This window comes from Pyrobaculum neutrophilum V24Sta (assembly GCF_000019805.1).
GTDB lineage: Archaea > Thermoproteota > Thermoprotei > Thermoproteales > Thermoproteaceae > Pyrobaculum > Pyrobaculum neutrophilum.
In genome coordinates this window covers 1,214,067-1,234,074 of record NC_010525.1, presented here as the reverse complement: position 1 = coordinate 1,234,074, position 20,008 = coordinate 1,214,067, and the positions used below count along the sequence as shown (strand labels likewise).

At 56.0% G+C, this 20,008-nt stretch carries 28 protein-coding genes and 1 tRNA gene; 23 read left to right on the top strand and 6 right to left on the bottom strand.

The genetic code is table 11. The features are described 5' to 3' along the window. Positions 1-47: 47 nt before the first annotated feature. Positions 48-317, bottom strand: a complete 270-nt coding sequence (locus tag TNEU_RS07000) for a hypothetical protein (protein ID WP_148682398.1) — start codon at positions 315-317, stop codon at positions 48-50. Between the two features lie 175 nt (positions 318-492). Here TNEU_RS07000 and TNEU_RS06995 point away from each other — a divergent pair, with 175 nt between their 5' ends. Together TNEU_RS06995 and TNEU_RS06990 are read left to right on the top strand one after the other, a co-directional pair. Further along, entirely contained in the window at positions 493-933 is a 441-nt protein-coding gene (locus TNEU_RS06995; RefSeq protein ID WP_012350732.1) for an RNA-binding domain-containing protein, read from the top strand. Between the two features lie 14 nt (positions 934-947). Next, the gene (locus TNEU_RS06990; RefSeq protein ID WP_012350731.1) at positions 948-1,172 is read left to right on the top strand and encodes a hypothetical protein; all 225 of its coding nucleotides are present in this window, start codon (positions 948-950) and stop codon (positions 1,170-1,172) included. Between the two features lie 15 nt (positions 1,173-1,187). On the opposite strand, the gene TNEU_RS06985 is transcribed toward TNEU_RS06990, so the two are convergent. After that, positions 1,188-2,111 carry a hypothetical protein gene (locus TNEU_RS06985; RefSeq protein WP_012350730.1) on the bottom strand — a complete coding sequence of 308 codons (924 nt, stop codon included), beginning with the start codon at positions 2,109-2,111 and terminating at the stop codon, positions 1,188-1,190. 39 nt (positions 2,112-2,150) lie between these two features. Between TNEU_RS06985 and TNEU_RS06980 the strand changes: the two genes are divergently transcribed. The 11 genes from TNEU_RS06980 to TNEU_RS06930 all read left to right on the top strand — a co-directional run bounded on the left by TNEU_RS06980 (position 2,151) and on the right by TNEU_RS06930 (position 8,778). Next, positions 2,151-3,020, top strand: a complete 870-nt coding sequence (locus TNEU_RS06980) for a thiamine-phosphate synthase family protein (RefSeq protein WP_012350729.1) — start codon at positions 2,151-2,153, stop codon at positions 3,018-3,020. 62 nt (positions 3,021-3,082) lie between these two features. After that, positions 3,083-3,781, top strand: coding sequence for a ribosome assembly factor SBDS (locus tag TNEU_RS06975; protein ID WP_012350728.1), 699 nt, complete (start codon positions 3,083-3,085; stop codon positions 3,779-3,781). Further along, complete coding sequence (gene rrp4, locus TNEU_RS06970) at positions 3,781-4,497, top strand: exosome complex RNA-binding protein Rrp4 (protein WP_012350727.1); 717 nt, start codon at positions 3,781-3,783, stop codon at positions 4,495-4,497. The genes TNEU_RS06975 and rrp4 overlap by 1 nt, the downstream gene beginning before the upstream one ends. Positions 4,498-4,516: 19 nt before the next feature. Beyond that, on the top strand, positions 4,517-5,257 hold the full coding sequence (gene rrp41 / locus TNEU_RS06965; protein ID WP_012350726.1) for an exosome complex exonuclease Rrp41: 741 nt from the start codon (positions 4,517-4,519) through the stop codon (positions 5,255-5,257). 1 nt (position 5,258) lies between these two features. After that, a complete protein-coding gene (gene rrp42 / locus TNEU_RS06960; RefSeq protein WP_012350725.1) occupies positions 5,259-6,080 on the top strand; it encodes an exosome complex protein Rrp42 in 822 nt (273 codons plus the stop codon). 63 nt (positions 6,081-6,143) lie between these two features. Beyond that, a complete protein-coding gene (locus tag TNEU_RS06955) occupies positions 6,144-6,449 on the top strand; it encodes a 50S ribosomal protein L37ae (RefSeq protein ID WP_012350724.1) in 306 nt (101 codons plus the stop codon). A 24-nt stretch (positions 6,450-6,473) separates the two neighbouring features. After that, positions 6,474-7,013 carry a ribosomal biogenesis protein gene (locus TNEU_RS06950; protein WP_012350723.1) on the top strand — a complete coding sequence of 180 codons (540 nt, stop codon included), beginning with the start codon at positions 6,474-6,476 and terminating at the stop codon, positions 7,011-7,013. After that, positions 7,006-7,218, top strand: coding sequence for a hypothetical protein (locus tag TNEU_RS06945; RefSeq protein WP_012350722.1), 213 nt, complete (start codon positions 7,006-7,008; stop codon positions 7,216-7,218). The genes TNEU_RS06950 and TNEU_RS06945 overlap by 8 nt, the downstream gene beginning before the upstream one ends. A gap of 30 nt (positions 7,219-7,248) precedes the next feature. Beyond that, the gene (locus TNEU_RS06940; protein WP_012350721.1) at positions 7,249-7,629 is read left to right on the top strand and encodes a prefoldin subunit beta; all 381 of its coding nucleotides are present in this window, start codon (positions 7,249-7,251) and stop codon (positions 7,627-7,629) included. Between the two features lie 4 nt (positions 7,630-7,633). After that, positions 7,634-7,906: a hypothetical protein gene (locus TNEU_RS06935; protein WP_012350720.1), complete on the top strand. Its 273-nt coding sequence runs from the start codon at positions 7,634-7,636 to the stop codon at positions 7,904-7,906. Beyond that, complete coding sequence (locus tag TNEU_RS06930) at positions 7,891-8,778, top strand: DHH family phosphoesterase (RefSeq protein WP_012350719.1); 888 nt, start codon at positions 7,891-7,893, stop codon at positions 8,776-8,778. Before TNEU_RS06935 ends, TNEU_RS06930 begins: the two co-directional genes overlap by 16 nt. Here the strand turns inward: TNEU_RS06930 and TNEU_RS06925 are convergent. Beyond that, positions 8,775-9,317 carry a hypothetical protein gene (locus tag TNEU_RS06925; RefSeq protein WP_012350718.1) on the bottom strand — a complete coding sequence of 181 codons (543 nt, stop codon included), beginning with the start codon at positions 9,315-9,317 and terminating at the stop codon, positions 8,775-8,777. The two genes, TNEU_RS06930 and TNEU_RS06925, sit on opposite strands and share 4 nt — an antisense overlap. Positions 9,318-9,364: 47 nt before the next feature. Here TNEU_RS06925 and TNEU_RS06920 point away from each other — a divergent pair, with 47 nt between their 5' ends. Together TNEU_RS06920 and TNEU_RS06915 are read left to right on the top strand one after the other, a co-directional pair. After that, complete coding sequence (locus tag TNEU_RS06920; RefSeq protein ID WP_245521949.1) at positions 9,365-9,523, top strand: metal-binding protein; 159 nt, start codon at positions 9,365-9,367, stop codon at positions 9,521-9,523. 45 nt (positions 9,524-9,568) lie between these two features. Then, on the top strand, positions 9,569-10,495 hold the full coding sequence (locus tag TNEU_RS06915; protein ID WP_012350716.1) for a hypothetical protein: 927 nt from the start codon (positions 9,569-9,571) through the stop codon (positions 10,493-10,495). On the opposite strand, the gene TNEU_RS06910 is transcribed toward TNEU_RS06915, so the two are convergent. Then, positions 10,463-11,584, bottom strand: coding sequence for a radical SAM protein (locus TNEU_RS06910; RefSeq protein WP_012350715.1), 1,122 nt, complete (start codon positions 11,582-11,584; stop codon positions 10,463-10,465). The two genes, TNEU_RS06915 and TNEU_RS06910, sit on opposite strands and share 33 nt — an antisense overlap. 46 nt (positions 11,585-11,630) lie before the next feature. Here TNEU_RS06910 and TNEU_RS06905 point away from each other — a divergent pair, with 46 nt between their 5' ends. Then, positions 11,631-12,260 (top strand): KEOPS complex kinase/ATPase Bud32, encoded by a 630-nt coding sequence (locus tag TNEU_RS06905; protein ID WP_012350714.1) that lies wholly within the window; start codon positions 11,631-11,633, stop codon positions 12,258-12,260. Between the two features lie 5 nt (positions 12,261-12,265). On the opposite strand, the gene TNEU_RS06900 is transcribed toward TNEU_RS06905, so the two are convergent. Beyond that, positions 12,266-12,366 (bottom strand) — tRNA-Arg (locus TNEU_RS06900). Between the two features lie 134 nt (positions 12,367-12,500). Here TNEU_RS06900 and TNEU_RS06895 point away from each other — a divergent pair. From TNEU_RS06895 to TNEU_RS06865, 7 genes are read left to right on the top strand one after another with little or no spacing between them, the layout of a single operon-like run. After that, positions 12,501-12,989: a hypothetical protein gene (locus tag TNEU_RS06895; RefSeq protein ID WP_012350713.1), complete on the top strand. Its 489-nt coding sequence runs from the start codon at positions 12,501-12,503 to the stop codon at positions 12,987-12,989. Positions 12,990-13,006: 17 nt separating this feature from the next. After that, the gene (locus tag TNEU_RS06890) at positions 13,007-13,771 is read left to right on the top strand and encodes a tRNA (adenine-N1)-methyltransferase (protein ID WP_012350712.1); all 765 of its coding nucleotides are present in this window, start codon (positions 13,007-13,009) and stop codon (positions 13,769-13,771) included. Positions 13,772-13,821: 50 nt separating this feature from the next. Next, positions 13,822-15,285, top strand: coding sequence for a proline--tRNA ligase (gene proS / locus TNEU_RS06885; protein WP_012350711.1), 1,464 nt, complete (start codon positions 13,822-13,824; stop codon positions 15,283-15,285). 42 nt (positions 15,286-15,327) lie between these two features. Next, positions 15,328-15,624, top strand: a complete 297-nt coding sequence (locus tag TNEU_RS06880) for a 30S ribosomal protein S26e (protein ID WP_012350710.1) — start codon at positions 15,328-15,330, stop codon at positions 15,622-15,624. Continuing rightward, the gene (locus tag TNEU_RS06875) at positions 15,621-16,112 is read left to right on the top strand and encodes a tRNA (pseudouridine-N1)-methyltransferase (RefSeq protein WP_012350709.1); all 492 of its coding nucleotides are present in this window, start codon (positions 15,621-15,623) and stop codon (positions 16,110-16,112) included. Before TNEU_RS06880 ends, TNEU_RS06875 begins: the two co-directional genes overlap by 4 nt. Before the next feature lie 18 nt (positions 16,113-16,130). Next, complete coding sequence (locus TNEU_RS06870; protein WP_012350708.1) at positions 16,131-16,691, top strand: CDP-alcohol phosphatidyltransferase family protein; 561 nt, start codon at positions 16,131-16,133, stop codon at positions 16,689-16,691. A 30-nt stretch (positions 16,692-16,721) separates the two neighbouring features. Beyond that, positions 16,722-17,129, top strand: coding sequence for a DUF2286 domain-containing protein (locus TNEU_RS06865; protein ID WP_012350707.1), 408 nt, complete (start codon positions 16,722-16,724; stop codon positions 17,127-17,129). Here TNEU_RS06865 and TNEU_RS06860 read toward each other — a convergent pair. Beyond that, positions 17,121-19,685: a DNA-directed DNA polymerase I gene (locus tag TNEU_RS06860; RefSeq protein ID WP_012350706.1), complete on the bottom strand. Its 2,565-nt coding sequence runs from the start codon at positions 19,683-19,685 to the stop codon at positions 17,121-17,123. The genes TNEU_RS06865 and TNEU_RS06860 overlap by 9 nt on opposite strands. Positions 19,686-20,008 lie beyond the last annotated feature (323 nt).

The following is a 20,008-nucleotide window of genomic DNA, read 5'->3' as shown; positions in this document are numbered from 1 at the left end:
CCAACTCGCTTACAACTTCGAAAAATTACGGATCTAAAGCGTTCCGTTCAGGAGTTTTCTGAACGGCAGAGGCGCAACAGCGTTGCGATTTCTCTAATTAGCTCGCCGGGAGTTCTTCCGGCCTTAAATATGGCGGTTGATATGTAGAAGCGGTCGCCCTCTATCTTGATGTAGTTCTGAAATCCTGTCTTCCTAACCGCGTCCTCAAGGCACGACATCTCCACCCCATATAGTCGACATATGACGTCTCTACCCTCCGCATACTCCATATCGCACTCCAGCTGCGCGTTTCCAGCCTGAACCACATATACGCTCACGCCATCCGCGATATTATTTGTTTATATAGTTGACCAACACTGTCGTCTGCTCCCGCCGCGGGACTTCCTCCTTCACGGCATCCAGCCCGGGCGTGGGATCGCCGGGGCCGGGCGCCCGGTAGACACCGCCTTGAGGCATAAACCACGTATTTATGCCTCTCACGTTCTAGAACTCGTGGGTTCCAACGACCGCGAGGCGAATTGCCGCCCCATTTCGCTTTTCTACGCGCGGGTGTATGTACACGCCACGGAGGATCCGGACAAGGTGTTGGCTGCTTTGAAAAACGTGGCTGAGGGCCCTTACGTGGCGAGATCGGCCAAGGGGCACCACGGCAACCCTATACAGATAGTGGAGTTGAAGCTCCACGACTGCGAGGCGCTTGAGGCCGTCAAATCGCTAGTGGCGAGGCTAGACGACGTTGAATTTACGCTGTTGCTCTCGGGGGTCGAAGAGAGGAGGGTCTACGTGAAGTTGGATAAACAGCAGGCGTATAGAGGAGTTCTGAGGATTTCCCACGGCGACGACGTGATCTACGTGGAGGCGAGAGGTAGAGGCATCGCGGTTGACGACATGAGGAGTTTCCTACTCTCTCTAAGAAAAGCGTTAAAAACCTAGGGGAGGTCGCCCATATGGAGAGGCTACCTGAAGACGTCGTAGCCAAACTCAAAAAACTGTCTCAGGAGCTGGAGGGGCTGGGGGCGAGATCCATAGTTAACTACATACTTTACGAGTTTGAGGTGGGGGGGCCCTCGCCGGAGATCCTAGACGAGGCGGAGCAGTTGGTGAAGTTGGAGATGGCTGAGCTAAATGAGGTTCTGAAGGTGATAGAAGAGGTGAGGAAGTTGGTGGCGTAGACGTTTTCTATACGTCTACAGCCTCACCTCAACAATCGATTTGTTGGGGAGGTCGAGCCAATCTGCGACATCTTCGTTGTGGATCTCTGCTACGATCTTCGACGGCTTCTGTTTAAACAGCGATGAAAGAACCTCGGCCGCCTTGCGGGTGAGGCAGTAGTCGAAGTTGTCTATCAGGAGGATATCGGGCTTCATCTCAAGCGCCGTGGCTATGGAGAGTAGATACTTCACAGAGCAGGGCGCTCTTGAGAGGGGCATCTTCTGGTTTTTTGAGGTGACGAAGACGCCTATTTTGCCGGGCTTCGCCAAGCCTACAGACACCGACAGGCCCAACTTCCTGAGGCTTGCCCTGATGGAGTCGTAGGCTGTGGGCTTGTGCAGAGCTAGGTACGATAAGACGCCTGCTAGATTCCGCGCGTGGCGGTCTAGCTTATCTACGCGGACCGCCGATGCGTCTACGAGAGACCTTGGACTTATGTAGGGCCCCAACATGTATACCCTAGCGCCGAGGCTCTTCCTGGCGGAGGCGAGAAGGCCGTTGACCCTCTCTATGTCCTCCTCGGCCACCACAGAAACGTGTTCCTGCGTCTCAACCATGGGTATTATCACGTCGGCAGACGTCAGAGCCACTTCGATGGGCTTGAGAAGCCTGTGTATAGGCTTAGTGGGGATGTATTCGAAGACCACCTCCTCGCCCTTCACAGAGACTATCTGCCTCACCCGCCATTTGCTCGCCGAGATGTAGTAGGAGACGTCGCCCCTCTGTAGGTAGAGGCTCCAGCTTTGGGAGGTCTTCGGCACCTTCTTTCCGATGTTTGAAACAACACGGTTTATTATGTCGAGGAACGTGGATTTGCCCACGCCTGTTATAAACGTCACATCTGTGAAACGGGCAGAGGCCTTGGAGTCGCCGACGCCAACCTCCACGTAGTCAACCATCGCGTCTAAACTCTAAAATATAATTAAAAATGTAGCACCGTGGTACCTGTAGAGTTCCTAGTCGAGGTGTTTATAGCGCCGCTTAAGGGGCTGTTGGCGCATGAGCTGGCGCAGAGGGGCTATTCACAGAGCAAGATAGGCCAGTTGCTGGGGATCTCGCAGCCGGCTGTCAGCGCCTATCTGAAGAACCCCAGGGATATCTACGAGGAAAAGCTCCTCAAGGTGATAGACAAGAGGGAGCTGGAGAGGTTGCTCCGATCGGCGGCCAGTCTCGTGGAGTCGGCAAGCCCTGAGGAGGTGTTGCGCTACGTCAACAACTACGGCCTTACGTTGCTGTCAACGCTTAAGCTCTGCCCACTCCACAGGGCAACCTACCCGGTGCTACAGAACTGCGAGATCTGTAGAGACGTCCAGATATATACCGAGACGGCTAGGAGGGTAGAAACGGCGTTTGAGATCCTCCGTAGATGCGACAGATGCCACAAGCTGATTCCCAAGGTGCTTACGAACATCGTAGAGTTGGGCTTAGAGGGCGGCGTAGGATTCCCGGGGAGGATCTACGTAGAGGGGAACCAGCTCGTGGCCAGGGGAAGACCTAAGCCCAACGTCTCCAAGTTCTTAACCTCGTTGATTCAGGAGGTTAACAAAATACACAGCGAGGTTAAGGCCGTTGCAAACATCGCATATGTGGGACTGGACTGTGTAAGGGGTAGGTTGAAGACGGCGGAGGTGGGTCCCAGCAACAGCGAGGAGGAGATAATTACAAACGTGGCGTCCGTCTTCAAGAGGGGGATCTTCGACGTGGTCTACGACTCAGGCGGCCGCGGGATAGAGCCCAACGCCTACGTTTTTGGGATAGACGCTATAGATGTCGCGACGAAAATCCTAGAAATCGCCAGATGCGTCTAGCCTCCCTCTGCGCCTCATAGCTGACTGAGTTAAGTTTTAAATACGGTCGAGAGATCTAGGCGATGACCAAGAAGGTGGCCGTTGCTAAACTTGACAGAGGCGGCGACCATTTCGAAATTCTGATAGATCCCGACGCGGCGTTAGAGCTGAAGCTGGGAAAGCCTCTGGGAATAGACAAGGTGCTCATACACGAGGAGATATACAAAGACGCCAAGAAGGGCCTGCGCGCGTCGGAGCAGTCTCTAAAGAAGGCCTTCGGCACCACCGACGTTAGAAAGATCGCCGAGATAATAATAAAGGAGGGCGAGATACCTCTAACCTCTGAGCAGAGGAGGAAGCTCGTCGAGGACAAGAAGAGGCAGATTGTGGAGTGGATCTCCCGCAACTGCATCGATGTTAGGACTAAGACGCCGGTGCCTCCCCAGAGAGTTGAAAACGCGATAGAGCAAGCCCGCGTATCTATAGACCCCTTCAAGTCGGTGGAGGAGCAGGTGCAGGAGGTGCTCAAGGAGATACAGAGGATCATCCCGATAAAGGTCGCCACGGCTAGAGTCTCCCTATCTGTCTCGTCGAGTCATGCGCAGAGGGTTAAGGGCTTGGTGGCTAAGATGGCGAAGATAGTAAGCGAGAGATATAGGCCAGACGGCTCTTGGGAGGCCGTGTTGGAGATGCCTGCGGGTATACAGGACATGTTAATTTCAAGGGTGAACGACATAACCCACGGGGATGCAGATATTAGGATCCTGGAGATAGTGTACTGATGTACTTCGTGACCCCCCGCCAGCTCATATTTCCAGGCGACGTGGTAGCCACGGCGGATAGCAAGGTTGAGGGCCCGGTTTTTCTAGACAACGGGCGATACAGAAGCCTAGTGGTTGGGCTAGTCGAGTTTAGAGACGACGTAGTAGTCATTGTTCCACTTGAAGGCACCTACAGGCCAAAGAAGGGCGACCTAGTCGTGGGATACGTCACAGACGTGTTGGCCACCGGGTGGGAGGTCGACATAAGATCCTTCATGCCCGCCTATCTACCCGTCAGCGAAGCGCTTCATAGACACGTGGACTTGGAAACCACGCCGTTGACCACCTTCCTCAACATCGGCGACGTCGTTGTGGCTAAGGTGAAAGATGTGGATCTGACCGACGAATACCCGGTCATACTCACGCTTAAGGAGGAGAGGGTGGGCAAAGTGGAGCGGGGGACGGTGGTGGAGATCTCCCCGGTCAAGGTCCCCCGGGTGATTGGGAAAAAGGGCAGCATGTTGAACACGCTTATGGAGCTGAGCTGCGACATAGTGGTTGGGCAAAACGGCAGAATCTGGGCCAGATGTAAAGATGCGAGAGATGAGGTGTTTCTCGCCAGTCTGATCAAGAAGATCGAGACGGAGAGCCACGTGATGGGGCTTACAGACAGAGTGAAGGCAGAAATCGAGAAGTGGAGGGCGGCTTCTACAAAGGCGCCCGAAAACTATAAGTAGGCGGTGGAGGAGACGCGCTATGAAGAAACCTCCTGTGCCGTTGCTCCAGGGGGGCGTAAGAGCAGACGGCAGAGCCCCCGACCAGATGAGGGAGGTTCAGATCTCCGTTGGGGTCATCAGCAATGCTGACGGATCCGCGATGGTTTCCTACGGCGCTACAACCGCCGTGGCCGCCGTATATGGGCCTAGGGAGATGCACCCGCGGCACCTCTCGTTACCAGATAGAGGGGTCATGCGGGTGAGGTACCACATGGCGCCGTTTAGCACAAAAGACGAGCGCAAGAGCCCGACGCCCTCTAGGCGGGAGATCGAGATAAGTAAGGTCCTGAGGGAGGCTTTAGAGCCGGCGGTCATGCTGGAGCAGTACCCCAGGTCTAGGATAGACGTGTTCATCGAAATCCTTCAGGCAGACGGCTCCACCCGTGTGGCATCGCTAACCGCCGCGTCTTTAGCCCTCGCCGATGCTGGGATATACATGAGGGACCTCGTCATAGGCGTGTCGGTGGGGTTGGTTGACGGCACAGTTGTGCTCGATTTAAACGGCCTTGAGGACCAATACGGCGAGGGGGACCTCCCCGTGGGCTATATGCCGAATCTGAGGAGGTACACCCTTCTGCAGCTAGACGGAGCATGGGGCAGGGACAAGCTTCTGGAGGCCCTCAACCTCGCCGTTAAAGGCGCCGAGTTCGTATATCAGAAGGCCCGCGACGCTTTGAAGAACAGATACATGGCGATAGCAGAGGAGATCTACGGGAGGTGACATGGCCTCCATCTCGCCGTACGGCAAACGCTTTATCTCCTACCTACGGAGGGAGCAGATCAAGAGGCTTCTAGCGACGAGATACAGGGTAGACGGGAGAGAGCCGGAGAGAGTCAGAAGCGTAGAGATACGAACAGGCGTTGTTAAAACAGCCGACGGCTCCGCCGAGGTGAAGCTCGGGAGGACACATGTAGTGGCTGGAGTAAAGGTGGGGCTTGGGCAGCCCTTCCCCGACGCCCCCGACGAGGGGGTGCTAGTCGTCAGCGCCGAGGTGTTGCCTCACGCCTCGCCTTATACCGAGGTTGGGCCTCCAGACGAGTCGGCTATAGAGCTCGCCAGAGTTGTAGACCGCGGCATCAGGCACTGCGGCTACGTGGACTTCAAGAAGCTAGCCGTGGAGGGGGGCAAGGCGTATATACTGTGGGTAGACCTATACGTCATAAACGACGACGGCAACTTGGTAGATGCCGCTAACCTAGCCGCTGTCGCCGCGCTGAAGAACACGCAGCTACCCGCCGTCGTTAAAGAGGAGCAGGGGGTTAAACTGGACCGCAATAACAAAACGCCGTTGCCCGTGGACTTAAACAAAGCGCCCATCGCGGTGTCTATCGGCAAAATAGGAAGCGTCCTCCTGCTCGACCCAACGTTGGAGGAGGAGCTCAGCTTAGACGGCCGTATAACCTTCACGATATCTGAGGACCGTATCGTGGCGGCGCAGAAGACCATAGGCGCCTTCGCCCCCCAGGAGCTGGAGGCGGCGCTGGATCTTGCTTGGAAGGGGAGGGGCCAATACGCCGAGTTTCTAAAGAACGCCGGCATCTAAGCCCTCTGGCCGTAGGTCTGTATCACTTGGAAAAGTTTATAAAGTAGCTTATCGAGCGGCTCTATGCCGTTTAGCCATACTAAGATCGTTGGGCCAGCGGGTAGATACGGCGCTAGATACGGAATGGGGATTAGGCGTAAGATAACCGCCATAGAGGTGAAGCAGAGGGGTAAACACAGGTGTCCAAGCTGTAGATCTTTGGTAAGGCTGCAGAGAATCGCCTTTGGAATTTGGAAATGCCCCAAGTGCGGCTTTACCTTTGCGGGAGGCGCGTGGACACCTCAAACGATTATGGGCAAAGCCCTCGCTCCCGAGGAGCTGAAAGAGGTGGAGGCGCAGAAGGCGCGTTGGAGAGAGACAGCGAGGTAGAGCCAGCGGGTTCCTCCCCGCGCCGTGGGGGTTCGCGTTTTGATAACAACCTCCAGGCTCCCCTCCAAGAAGACCCTTGAGTTGGTTAACGACCTTGTAAACTCCCTGCCGGGGACCGACAAGGTGGTTAGAGGTAAGAAGCCCTTTATGGCTCTTCTTGAGGAGGCGGCGATTGCGGAAGCTCGATACATCTTGTTCATATGGGATAGGAGGGGCATGCCCTCCGCCCTTCTTTTCTACGACGTGGCACAGAGGGCGTGGAGGCCGTATATGCTCAAGATCTCGGGCATAAGGACCAGGCGAGAGCTCCCAGTCTACGTGGCTAGAAGGCCGCGCGCCAAAACGGCCGTCATAGTTGACTTAGCTGGTGGAGAGGTCGGCGACGTGTTGGCTGAGGTCTTCCACTACCCCATAATGTATGACCTCGAGGCGGCGAGGGGGCGCTTCGACACCGTGATCCTCATCAGGAGCGGGGACGGCTACGTGGTGGAGCTTCTAGGCCCCGACCTCGGCCCTAGGGCGTCTATGCTTAAGATCGAAAAGATCGTTTATAGACATGTATAGGCTTGAGATCGACGTAGGTGGGGACGAGCTGGCGATTAGGGTGTTCAAAATCCTCGAGGGAGAGGTGCGTTTCGCCAGAGGGCGCCTGTATGTGGCCGGGGGTAAAATAGTGGCGGAGGCGGCCGACGCCTCCAGCCTTAGGTCGCTTCTACACACCGCCATGCGGGCTTTGTACATCGCTGAGGAGGTAGCCGCCCTTAAATAACGTTTATATAGAAGGTTCAGTAAGAAGCCGATGGCTCAGATACCGCCCTCTTTGCAAGACTTGGTAAACAGGTTCAACCAGGCGCAGGCACAGCTACAGAGCGTCCTCCTTAGGAAACAACAGTACGAGGCCGAGCTTAAGGAGGTGGAGAAGGCCCTCGCGGAGATCGAAAAGCTCCCGCAAGACGCCAAGATCTACAAGAGCGTGGGCAACTTCCTCATACCTCAGACGAAAGACGCCGCGCTTCAAGAGCTTAAGGAGAGGAAGGAGCTTTTGGAGCTCCACGCGAAGACCTTGACTAGGCAAGAGTCCATGTTAAGGGAGCAGATCGACAAACTTAGAGACGAGATAAACAAGGAGCTGGGCAAGCTGAGGGGAGGAGCCCAGGAGGCCGCCAAGGGAGGGTCCTAGGTTGATGGATGAGGCCGAGTACATATCGGCCCAGGTCGTTAGGTATATAGAGAGGAAGTTGGGAGACGCGGTAAAAAACGTAACGGTTTTCGTCTCCTTTGCCGAAGAAGGCGTAGAGGTGGAGGTGGACATAGAAGCCAGCGTGTTGGTAGACGATGCATACCTCCAACGGATCGCCGACGAAGCCGCCGAGTTGGGCATCTGCATCGCTGATCTAATAAAGGAGAGGGGGTGGCCGCTGGATAGCAAGGAGGCTGGGAGATGTTGGAAAAACTAAGAGGGCTACTGGGAAGCTCCGCCAGGGTAGCCATCGTTACACACAGGAGGGCAGACGCCGACGCTTTAGCTTGTGCGAAGGTGTTGGAGCTCGTCCTTGCGAAGCTAGGCGTCGCCGTAGTCGCAGTGTCGTGTCCAGAGGGGTCTCCCCTCGGGGGTTGCACTGAGGCGTTGCCTCAAGATGTGGATATGTACGTGTTAGCCGACGTGGCGTCGCTAAATCAGGTTCCCCCCATGAGCAAGAGCTTCATCAAGGTGGACCACCACGCCGTGGGAGACGACATACCTGGCATCTCGCTAGATAGGCCGAGTTGTACAGAGATCGCTCTGGAGCTCGCCGAGGAGGCCGGCGTAGAAATACCTCCCGACGTGGCCAAGCTCGCCATTCTAGGCATCTACGCCGACACGGGCAAGCTGAAGAGGGCCGACGCCAGAACCCTCCGCCTCTTGGCCTCCCTCCTTGAGAAAACAGGCGGCACGCTTGGAGACGCCGTAGGCGAAGGCGGGGAGAGCACGGCTAGACAGAGGACTTTCGCGTTGCTCAAGGGCATGCAGCGCTTGGAGATATACGAGACCTCCGCCGGCATAGTGTGTACGTCCTACGTCGGCGCCTACGAGGCGGATCTGGCCTCGCTTCTCATATCCGTGGGCTGCGACGTGTCTCTTGTGGCATCTAGGAAAAAGGACGGGGTTCACATAGTAATGAGGTCGCGTAGGTATGACGTGGCAACGTTGGCTAAATCGCTGGGCGCGGGGGGCGGACACAGGGAGGCGGCTGTGGCGGTGTTGCACATACAGGCTAAGAAGGGGCAGTTACCCGCCATCTTACGCGACGTGGTGAAGAAGATAGACAGAAACGCGAGAATGGCCTAGTCGAGGAGTTCAACGCGCCGGATCTTGAATCCGCAGCTGGCACAAGCGTATATCCCCTCTATGACTCTACCGCGGTATTTCCTGGAGAAGTACCTCTCTTGTCTATATAGGCCGAGGGCGTCTCTGCCGCAGTGTGGACACACATACTCTGTCTTAATCGCCGTCCCGAGCTTATTCGGCTTTTCCACAAAGGCGCGGCCTAGCGCCTCCTCTAGGCCGGTTTCGAGCTCCACGGAGCTCACGCCGAGGAGTTTGGTGTGAAGCTGGACGCCGTACCAACGGCTGGCCCTCTCCATGAGCGAGTTCAGGTAATCTACGATTACGTACGGCCTGTAGGCCACGACCACTAGTACATCTGTGTGGTCGAGGTCAAGGGTTTTCCGGGCGTCCTCTATATCGTCGAAGTTCGGGAAATCCTCCCGGGGGCACCAGAAGCCTATCTGGAGAGAGCCGGCAACCGCGGCGACGAAGTCAAGCCTCCGGCGGCTCCCGGCCACTCCCCGCTCTTTTAGATAGCTTAGGACGACGTCGCATTCCACAGTTGCCCAAACATCAGCATTAAATAACTTTAGCCTGGTATATGGACATGCGCTGTCCCATGTACCGGTCGACGGCAGACGGCGTAAGGTGTGTGTTGATGCCTCCTGAGGAGTGGCGGCTGAGGAGGGCCCAGCTTGAGAAGTACTGCAACGGCGGAGGCAACGGGTGTCCCATATACGCGCAGTACCTCTCGAAGAAAGGTTAGGCTGCCGGCGCGCGTAATTTATAAACAGCGTTATTACACAGAGCTGTGATCTGCACAACTCTGTCGGAGTGTCTAGAGTTCGCGAAGCCCAAGAAGGTGCTCGCGGTCTCAAGCCCCTTGGGAGGTCTCGGCGTGCTAGCGCTGGCACAGAGAGTGAAGCTTTCAGTAGTGACGTCGGGTCCCGTGTTTAACAAGGTTGCCGTGTTGGAGGCTATGGATAACTACGGCGCCGAGGTGAGATATGCGCCAAGGCTACACACAGCGCTGTATAAGCTAGAGGGAGATAGGGAGTGTCTCGCGGCCGGCCCGCCGCTGGTGAGATCGGTGGCGTTGGGCAACTCAACCGCCGTCTCTATATACAGCTGCAGTAAGGTAGAGGGCTTAGAGAAGCTGTTTACGGGCGGCAAGCCTATAGAGATGTTGAACTCGAAGGTCATAGGAGGAGGTAGAGACGGCCGCTACTTCGACGTAATAACCAGGCTGAGGTCTCTACGTGTGGACAAAGACGACGAGGAGGACATAGCGGATTGGGTGATAAGAAGCGGGGCGTTTGATGTAGACGATCCAGACGCCGTCTCCCACCTCATGTGGCGTCTGATCTCGCATCTGAGGAACCGCTCCGCCGTAATTTTCAGAGACCCCGTGGTGGGGTTGGGCTTGACGATACCGATGGTTTACTACGCAGTTAGGGTGGCGGCGGCCGGGCAAGACTGCCCCCAGGGGAGATGCATCAAGACGACGGCAAAGCTGTTGGAGAGGGCTCTGAGGATGGCGCCGCCTGCGAAAATACACGACGAATGGCGTGTGGCGCTGAGGGAGCCGCAGACTAGGAGGAAAATAGAGGAGAGTCCCTACATACCAGCCGTGCTTATGCTCACCGGCAAGGTCGAGGTTAAACACGACGCGGCTACCTCCAGCAGGCTCTACATATTTTCGAGGTCACCTGCTGACCTCTCTCCAGGCAAGGCCTAGGGAGTCTGCGTAGCGGTACGCCTCCTCTATTTCGGCCTCGGACACCCTCCTCCTGAGCTCTCTATATCTCTCCAACTTGGGAACTAGATAGTCAGGTCTGTACTGATCCATTATGTTGACGAGGGCGTGGGGGCAGTTCTCGGCGAGCCACCTTAAGACCGGCTTTGTGCAACAGTCGAGGTGGCCCGGCAGAACCAAGTGTCTGACTATAATATCCTCACGTCTCCTACATAAAACCTCGAAGTTCCTGGTAGTCACCTCCCAATACCTAGGGGCTACCGAGTAGCGCAGGGCGCAACCGTCGTTTCCATATTTGAAGTCGGGAAGCCATATGTCCATAACGTGGAGTATCAGGGATAGACCCTCGGGCGTTAGATACATGTTTGAGTTCCATAGCTGAGGCACGTTGACTCCCCGCGACGCCAGAACCTTCATCGACTCTAGGATGTACGGAATATTGGGGGTAGGCTCGCCGCCTACCCAGTTTATGTTTCTAGCGCCCTCCTCCCTCAGCCCTATCTGGATCGCCGCGAGCGACTCCGAGGTGACCTCGACGCCCGCCTCTGGATGTTGTGAGATATCCCAGTTCTGACAGTAGACACAGCGGAAGTTGCACCCGGCGAAGAAGATCGTGCCAGACGGCACAAGCGGGGCCTCCTCGCCTAGGTGGTGGAAGAAGCTGGCGACGCGCGGCCTGTGGTCGAGGAGACACGCCCCCCTCCTCGTGGTTCTATCGACGCCGCACCTCCTCTCGCAGAGCATACAGCGCCTCAGTTGCCTCCTGGCGAGCTCTATCTTCACGTCAAGAAACGATGCCGGCGGGAGCTCCCTTTTTGCCAGAGTTGGGTCTGGTCTCTCCCTCTGGCGGCGCCACTCCTCGTCGAAATTCCTCCCCAACTCCTCGTGTAGTCTCCAGAGCTCTCCCCCATCCATCTCCCTGTAATCCCGAGGCGCCTCCAGCCTAGCCGCTATGTGGTACTTGGCGGGAGCCCGGTTGCGCATGACAGCGGAGTACCACGCCAACCTCTCCCTAACTGTAGCGCTTTCCCACACGGTGACCGCATCCGGTCTATACAGTAGCCAGCTCACGAGATATACCACGCATGAATTTAAATTCCTTGGCCGGGTCCCCCGGATGCTCCTCATCGCAAAAGGCGCAGAGGCCGAGATCTACCTCGTGGACTGGTTCGGGATAAGGGCCGTGCTGAAGTGGAGAAAGCCAAAGACGTATAGGGATCAGACGCTGGACTACTTGATCAGGAGGAGGAGAACCATAAACGAGGTCCGTAACATGTACATAGCATATACGGCAGGGGTTAGGGTGCCCTCGGTCTACTTCTTCGACCCCGAGAAGGCCTCTATCGTTATGGAATACATCGAGGGGGAGAACCTACGCGATTTGTTGAATAGAGGCCGTTTCGACGTTTTACTACGAGCGGGGGCTTACGTGGGCAAGATGCACAAGGCGGGGCTGATACACGGGGACCTAGCGCCGACGAATATAATCCAATCTGGCGGAGAGCTATATTTCATCGACTTCGGCCTAGGCGAGGCGAGGGCTGGGTGGAGCCGCAAGACCGCGGTTCTGATGGCCAGAGATGTAAACGTCTTGTTGAGGACGTTGGATCTCTACGGAGATAGAGCGGAGGAGCTGAGGCAGCTGTTTTGGAACGGATACAGAGATGAGATGGGGCCGAGGGCCTCCGTCGTGGAGAAGGAGGTCGCCCGGATCAGAGCCTCGGGACGTTACGTGGAAAGGCGATGAGGTGGTGGCGGGCCCGGTGGGATTCGAACCCACGACCTACGGCTTAGGAGGCACGGCGGACCTGGCTGGGTCCTCCGCCGCTCTATCCTGACTGAGCTACGGGCCCTGCACATCATAAAGAACACGTTTTTAAACTTTCGTGGCCGTTCTACAGACAAGGGCCTTGCCTCGGCTGTTGACGGCGTTTACACCCGCCGCCGTCTAGACATCGGCTATATATAAGGCGTGGAGCGTTTAGGCGTGCTCCCGCTCCTCGAAAGCAGGGTGAGACGCGTCTTGAGGGGGCTCGCGGCGGAGTTCGCCTACCTAGCCCTGGTGAACACCTCTATACTACCTCCCCACAGCTTGTTGAGGCGCCGCCTCATACGGGTTATCCAGCCCGAGATGCTTTCCTTCCTCGCGGCTAAGATAGGGAGCGACGCCCCAGACGTCCTTGTGAACTCCACAATCGGGATGAGACTCGGGGGGGCCCCGAAGTGCGAGTTGTTGCTTGACCTCATGCCTGAGCTGTATCAGCTCTGCGTAGCGCTTAGAACCCAAGGCGGCGAGCCGTTGTATAAAGCCATGGGGGAGGTGGTGGTGCCGCTTGCCGTCGCAAGCATCGCGGCTGGATACGACGAGGGGAACATCCTCCTGGCCAGTTTTAGAGCTGCGGCGTCTAGGGGGGATAGAGATCTTGAGACGGTCATGCGGTACTTTAGGCGGTGGACTGTGGCAAGTTTTAAATAGAGGCGGCGTAGCTCCCCGTGTTTAAGAAAGGCGATTGGGCTCTTTTCGTCGAAGAGCGTGGAGGCTACAAGACGGTGGCCCGGGTGGGGAGTGGGAAGATCCAGACTGTGAGAGGCTACATAGATACCGACGAGGCGGTGGGGCTACCCCACGGCGCGTTTATCACCACATCGCTGGGCGTTAGATTCAAGGCGCTGCCGGCTACAGTATTCGACGTCATCGAGCACAGATTCCGCCTAGGGGCCCAAGCCATATATCCAAAGGACGCCCTATACATCCTAAAAGCCGCCTCCATAGGGCCTGGTTCGGTAGTCGCCGAGGCTGGCACAGGCTCTGGCTTTTTAACCGCCGTTTTGGCCTGGTACGTAAGACCTTGGGGGGTGATCTACAGCTTTGAGAAGAGGCTTGAGCACCTAAGAATAGCAGTGAGAAACATAAAAATCGCCGGCCTTGACCAGTATGTAGAACTGCAGCTAAGGGACGTGGTGGAGAGCGGCTTCGGACCGCTTAGTGTAGACGCAGTGGTGCTAGACATGGGCGACCCCTGGAACGCGGTGGGAAACGCGCTGGAGATCCTAAAGCCCGGAGGCACGCTTGCCATCTTCTCAACCACCGTAGAACACATGTCGAAGTCCATAGAGGCGCTGAGGAAAAACGGCCTCCTCCTTATATCGGTAGAGGAGGTGTCTATACGCCGTTGGAAGCCCATCCCAGGCGAGCTACGCCCCGAAACCTTCGACGTAGTTCACACAGGCTGGATCATAGCCGCGAGGAGGGCTTAGCGGCGCTGTTGAGGCGGCAAATTATTTAACGAGATCCCTTACACACCGGCATGGAGCTCCTGAGATCTGCTAGACCTCACCCGAAGGAGAAGCTGAAGAACGTAATAGAGTGGTTCCACTGGCTTCTCCGAGAGGCCGAGCTTTACGATGTTAGATATCCCGTAAAAGGCGCCTACGTATGGCGGCCCTACGGCATGAAGTTGCGGCGCAACGTGGAAGAGTTGATCAGGCGCGTACACGACGAGACCGGGCACGAGGAGGTGCTCTTTCCGGTCTTTATACCGTATGAGTTCTTTGGCAAAGAGTCGCAACACATAAGAGGATTCGAGAAGGAGGTGTTCTGGGTATCTAAAGGCGGCGAGGGCGGCGAGAGACTTGTCCTAAGGCCTACCTCAGAGACGGCGATAATGCCGATGGTGAAACTCTGGATCCAAGACTATAAAGACCTACCGCTGAGGCTGTACCAGATAGTGAGCGTGTTTAGAGCCGAGACGAAGATGACGCACCCGATGATACGGCTGAGGGAGATCAGCATGTTTAAGGAGGCGCACACCGTCCACGTAGATAGAGAAGACGCGGAGCGTCAGGTCCGCGAAGCCGTCGAGATATACAAGAGAATTTTCGACGAGATGTGCCTAGCCTATATGATAAACAAAAGGCCGGACTGGGATAAGTTCGCCGGCGCTGAATACACCATAGCCTTTGACACGGTGTTGCCAGACGGCAGAACGCTCCAGATAGGGACTGCGCACTACCTCGGCACAAACTTCACTAGGGTGTTCGAGGTGACCTATCTAGACGCCGATGGGACGCGGAAACTAGCCCACACGACCTCCTACGGGATCTCAGAGAGAAGCATAGCGGCTATGCTTATAACACATGGCGACGACGGAGGGACAACGCTACCGCCTAAACTAGCCCCCATCCAGATAGCCGTGGTGCCGATATACTACAGCGACGAGGAGATGCCGCTTGTGATGAAGTTCGTAGAGGAGGTCGTCGCCGCTCTAAAAGGGGCTGGGCTCCGCCTACATGTAGACGATAGGAGGGATAAAACGCCTGGGTGGAAGTTCTACTACTGGGAGCTCAAGGGCGTCCCCCTGCGCCTCGAGGTAGGAAAACGGGATGTGGAAAAGAGGCAGGTCGTGGTGACGCGGAGAGATACCTTGGAGAAATACGCCGTTGCGCTAGGCGAGTTGGTAGACGCTGTGAGAGAGCTCATGAAGGCGGTGGAGGACAACCTCCGCAGGAGAGCTTGGGAGGAGCTCAGAAGCAAGATCGTTAAAGTCCAGAGTCTTGAGGAGGCGAAAAAAGCTATCAAGGAGGGGAAGGTAGTGGAGGTGCCCTGGAGCGGCGACAACCAGTGCGGCATGAAGATACAGGAGCTATTAGGCGCAGACGCGCTCGGCATACCCATGGACTCCGAGGCATCCATTGGGGGCTACGACGCGCGCGATCTGGCGTGTGGCGAGAGGCGGGCGGAGCTCTGGCTTAGGCTTTCAGAGCGCTATTAGGCCCAAAGCGAAAAATTTTAAAACGGTTTAGATGGTAGCGCTGTGCCAAAAAAGAGGAAGAATAGAGGTCGAAAGAAGGGCGACAAGGGGAGGGAGCCATACGTCCACTGCGACAACTGTGGGAAAATAACGCCTAGATCTAAATCCGTTAGGCTAACCGTCCCCTACTCCCCGGTGCCGCCCGATCTGGCGAGGGAGCTTGAGAAGCAGGGAGTCATCATATCCCGCTACCTTGTCACAAAGACGTACTGCATAAACTGCGCCGTGTTCTTCGGAATCATAAAGGTACGGCCGAGGGAGGAGAGGAAGAAGAGGATACCTCTGCAACAGGTCATTTGAGCTTTTTAATAAAGAGCGACGTCGCCTGCCCCTGGTCTATAGATCCACACAACCTCGTCAAGGGGCGCTTCGACGTACTTATCGACTTCGCCGTAGAGGCCTTAAGAGGCGGCGCGCGGGAGGTCTACATCATGCTCTGCGACGGCACTACATACCACCTCGTCTCCCCCCACAAAGGGCGGAGCCGCGAGATAGCGTCGTGGCTCCTTTCGACGCAGGCCTTAAAGACGGATCTAAGGTCCGTGGTCAACAGCTACAGGCGCGTCTACTACCTACACGAGAGGGGGCGGGACATCTCGGAGGTACCTCTGGAGGGGGATGCCCTATACGTCTTCGGAGATCACGACGGGCTGTCCTCCGAGGACGAGGCGTTTTTGGCAAAACATGCGGTCTGGATCTCCCTAGGTCCTACGCCGTATATGTCGTGGCAAGCCGCAGTCTACGTGGCCTGGAGGCTGTCCAAGCTCAGGCTCGATAGAGATAATTAGCTGTGGACTCAGCCCGCCGTGGTCTCTGAGAAGCTCAGGAGGTATGTAAACATGGACAGAGTAGGGAGGTACATACCGCTGAGCCCAAACGTTTTAACAGCTCTGTCTGCCCTGGTTGCCTGGGCCGGCGTACCGCTGGTGTTGTTTTTCGGCCACCCCCCGTGGCTCTATATACTGCTCTCCGGCTTGCTAGACGGCCTCGACGGGGCGGTGGCGAGAAGCAAAGGCGTCGCCACGAGGAGGGGGGCGTTTCTAGACTCTTTCATGGATAGGTACTCAGACGCCGCCTACCTCCTGTACTTCCTACGCCAAGCCGACCCGCTGGCTCTCTATCTAGGGCTCTTGGGGACGTTTGCCATAAGCTACGCCAGATGCCGTGGCGAATCCCTAGGGCTGGAGGTGCGCGGGGTCGGATTTATGGAAAGGGGAGAACGTGTGGCGTACCTATTTCTGACGGCGGTGGCGGGGGAAGTAGCGCCGCAACTACAGAGCCCCATGCTATATCTATATATAGCTCTAGTCAACATCGCCGCGGTCTACCGCATGGCCCGCATCGCGGCGGGCCTGAGAGGCTCCTGAAAATTTAAATAGCAAGAGGTGGCCAACGTCGTGAGCGTCGTGGCCAAGATCTCCAAAGGCGCGGTGTTAAACAAGGAGGTGGTCAACAAAGACGTGTTCAATGCCGTAAAAGACGTGGCGGCTGAGTTGTTGAAGTCTTGGGACCCCACCGCGTCGGATTTCATCGTTTTAAGAGACTTCTACTCGGTCTCCTACCCGGCGCCTCTGCCGAGGGAGCTTCTGGAAAAGGTGAGGAAGTACTCCCCAAAAAGGATAGAGGACAAGGTCGAGGTGACGTTGCCCATCTTCGAGATTGTACACGGAGCCCAGTGGGCCGGCGAGAATCTACAGGTGGGAGACGCCACGGTGGTCTTTCCCTACATAGACGACGCCACAACCGACGAGATTTTGAGGGGGGTTGTGACGAATCTAACCGCCGAAGAGGAGGAGCTAGAGTAGCTTCATAGCACCCCGTAGTTCCTCTATCGAGACCCCCATCGCCTCGAGGATCTGTTCAAGGGACGTGCTTACATATTCCATGTACTTCTTTTCGTCTATTTCATCCACGCGTGCCAGCTGTATGGGCTTAACGCCGACGGCGTCCTTCGTCTTTATCAATATAATGGCGTCTCCCCTCCCCACGGGTATGCCGTATTTGACCAACTGCTCGGCGGCTTTCACGTGTTGCGGCTTGTTCTTGGTGTACTCGTCTAGGTTTTTGCTTAAGACCATCTTTATGCCGAGTTTATCAAGGGTGATCTTCTTCTCTCTGATCTTAGCCTCGGTGTCTTTCACCATAGATATTACAACATCTCTCACCTTGACCATATCATCTACGTTATTTATGTTCTTTAGGTTGTCTATGATCTCTTCGACTAGCTCTTTTACAAACAACGGCGCATTGCGCTTCTTAGCCACAATCCCCTTCACTATGACGCTTCCATCGTTTGTCACGCCGAGGTAGTTCTTCTTCCTCCCGCTAAACATGACGAATTTGTAGATCTTGTCTAGCTCGATGTCTATGCCTATCTCCTCGGCGTATTGCACAAGCCGCTTTATCTTGTCCTCAGTTACGTTCCACAGAAATAGCGAGTCTGTATCTCCGTAGACAGGGATCATGCCAAGCTCTATGGCCTTGAGCACCGTGCTCGTCATTATGTATCTAGCAAGCGCCGTGGTGAGCTCCGCCACGGGCGGGCAGTAGAGGGGGAAGGTCTCGGCGCCGAAAACGCCGTATGAGGCGTTTATGAAGACCTTCATGGCGCTCTGGACTACGTCGTAGAGCTGCCGCTCGGCTGGCGTAGGCGCCTTCTTAGCCAGCTTCTTATACACGTGAACTCTGAGGTCTCTGAGTATTCCCACCAGGGTACTCGTCAGCCCCGGCCTATCGCGGCATATGGTATGGGGTAGCTCGGGTATAGGCCTCTCGGCGTCTTGTCTACAGTTCACGGTCTCGTAGGAGAGGTTCCACTTGCTTATTATGGAGGGGTACAGAGAGGCGAAGTCTAACACGTAGACGTTGAAAAACACGCCGAGCGGCGGATCCAACACAACGGCGCCTGCGTATTTCTTGCCCTTGATTATCGCCTTTGTGTGGACAGACCCCTTCTCCCTTAGGATATCCTCCTTGTTGGGGATAAGCCACCCCCTCCTTCTGTGTTCATAGTACAGCATGTTTCGGATCCACGCTGAGACTTGGGATCTCGTGATGTCTTCTATGGGCATTTTGGCTATTCTGGACAGCAACATTATCAGCTTCATTACCATCTCGCCGTTGTACAAGGTGAAGTATAGGGTGATCAAGGCGTCTCTGTAGTTGTACTCGGCCAACTCCCAGTACCCCATCCTAGATACGTTCTTCTGCCTCTCGACCTTGCCCACGCCGAGTATCGCGTAAGCTATCCCGTCGAGCCCCCTCTCTCCTCTGTAGACGCCGCCGAAGGCGTAGGCCTCTACGGCCTTTATGGCGAAGAACTTAAACATATCTATGTGGACGCCGGGGGCCACGCTGACGTAATCCCTCTTCACGGCTATCGGCACCTCCTCCTTCGGTATACCGAGGGCTACGGCTCTGTTGTATAGATACGGCAGGTCGAAGTTGTCCCCGTTGAAGGTCACAACTATGGGGTACTGCACGATGGTTTTGAAAACCTCCCTAAGCAGGTCGTATTCGCTGTCGAAGAACATTATCTCATAGTCGGGCCTATACCTTAGCTCCGCCTCGACATCTGGCCTACGTAGCATCAAGACGCGTCTTAGGCCGTCGCTCCCCACAAGCGCTACCGAGATAACCTCGTACTCAGCCTCCTTGGGGTCCGGGATTCTGTTTTCCTGCGGCGTGTATATCTCCACGTCTATCGCCACTCTTCTGATGTGTGGAACTGGGGCTTGGAAAAGCGGTATCCACTCCTCGGCCACCTTGGCGTGTTCAGACTTGAATATGTTGCCCAGCGACGACTTCACCTCCTCGGGTATCGCGATCTCCAGCGGCGTAAGCCCGTTGCCGTTCGCCCGGTACCACATCCCTGGGATGATGTTCCTGTCGAAGAGGTAGCTATGGTGGTACTTTATCCTCGACTCCCAAGTCTCGCCTATGATATCCCTAAGCGAGTTTTTCCCCCCGCCAACCGACAGTGGGTCCTTGGCGTATACCTTCGTAACGACGACCTTGCGGTCGTGCAACGCGTCGTACTTCTCCTCTATCCCTAAGTGGCTGAAGCCGGGGTGACGTAAGACCTCTGGGTGTTTTTCTACCAGCTCCTCGGGGGTCTTCATCGCTATTAGGTAAGGCTTGTGTCCGCTGTTGTCGTACCAGTAGTAGACGACGTCGTTAACCGGGTCGTAGAGCTTGACCAACGCCTTCCCTTCGGTTCCATCATACACTATAGAGAGCACGATCGACGGCGGGATAGAGTTGGACACAACGCCCTTTATCTTCCCCTCCTCTATGGCCTCCCCCTCGTACTCCTTAACCTCCTCCTCAAACTCCTCAAAGTTCTCCTCAAACTCGGCCACATAACTGTCGTAGCTTGTGGTTAAAAACCGTTAGCCGTATTACAAACTGGAGCCCCGCCCTTTAGGGCGAGGATGGGCTAAAAGGAGACGCAGAACAGCGTACATGTCCAGCACAGCCGCCTCCCAGCTCCCACCTCAGCTCGAAAGGAGAGCATCCGCGGAGGGTCACCCCGCCCCATGCCTGAGGTATCGTGGATGCCCATGACGGCGTGGGCGAGGAGAAAGTCCCTAGGCGTGGGTCAAGATCAGCTATGGCCGCCTGGAGACAAACGGTCCGGGTCGATGGAAAAGACGTCCTTTTCACACAGCCATATAAAAGCTTT

Coding starts and splice junctions, on each gene's coding strand:
- rrp4 (WP_012350727.1), top strand. CDS start 3,781: ATGTACTTCGTGACCCCCCGCCAGCTCATATTTCCAGGCGACGTGGTA.
- rrp41 (WP_012350726.1), top strand. CDS start 4,517: ATGAAGAAACCTCCTGTGCCGTTGCTCCAGGGGGGCGTAAGAGCAGAC.
- TNEU_RS06990 (WP_012350731.1), top strand. CDS start 948: ATGGAGAGGCTACCTGAAGACGTCGTAGCCAAACTCAAAAAACTGTCT.
- TNEU_RS06940 (WP_012350721.1), top strand. CDS start 7,249: ATGGCTCAGATACCGCCCTCTTTGCAAGACTTGGTAAACAGGTTCAAC.
- TNEU_RS06975 (WP_012350728.1), top strand. CDS start 3,083: ATGACCAAGAAGGTGGCCGTTGCTAAACTTGACAGAGGCGGCGACCAT.
- TNEU_RS06930 (WP_012350719.1), top strand. CDS start 7,891: ATGTTGGAAAAACTAAGAGGGCTACTGGGAAGCTCCGCCAGGGTAGCC.
- TNEU_RS06985 (WP_012350730.1), bottom strand. CDS start 2,111: ATGGTTGACTACGTGGAGGTTGGCGTCGGCGACTCCAAGGCCTCTGCC.
- TNEU_RS06920 (WP_245521949.1), top strand. CDS start 9,365: ATGCGCTGTCCCATGTACCGGTCGACGGCAGACGGCGTAAGGTGTGTG.
- proS (WP_012350711.1), top strand. CDS start 13,822: ATGGAGCTCCTGAGATCTGCTAGACCTCACCCGAAGGAGAAGCTGAAG.
- TNEU_RS06905 (WP_012350714.1), top strand. CDS start 11,631: ATGCTCCTCATCGCAAAAGGCGCAGAGGCCGAGATCTACCTCGTGGAC.
- TNEU_RS06945 (WP_012350722.1), top strand. CDS start 7,006: ATGTATAGGCTTGAGATCGACGTAGGTGGGGACGAGCTGGCGATTAGG.
- rrp42 (WP_012350725.1), top strand. CDS start 5,259: ATGGCCTCCATCTCGCCGTACGGCAAACGCTTTATCTCCTACCTACGG.
- TNEU_RS06935 (WP_012350720.1), top strand. CDS start 7,634: ATGGATGAGGCCGAGTACATATCGGCCCAGGTCGTTAGGTATATAGAG.
- TNEU_RS06955 (WP_012350724.1), top strand. CDS start 6,144: ATGCCGTTTAGCCATACTAAGATCGTTGGGCCAGCGGGTAGATACGGC.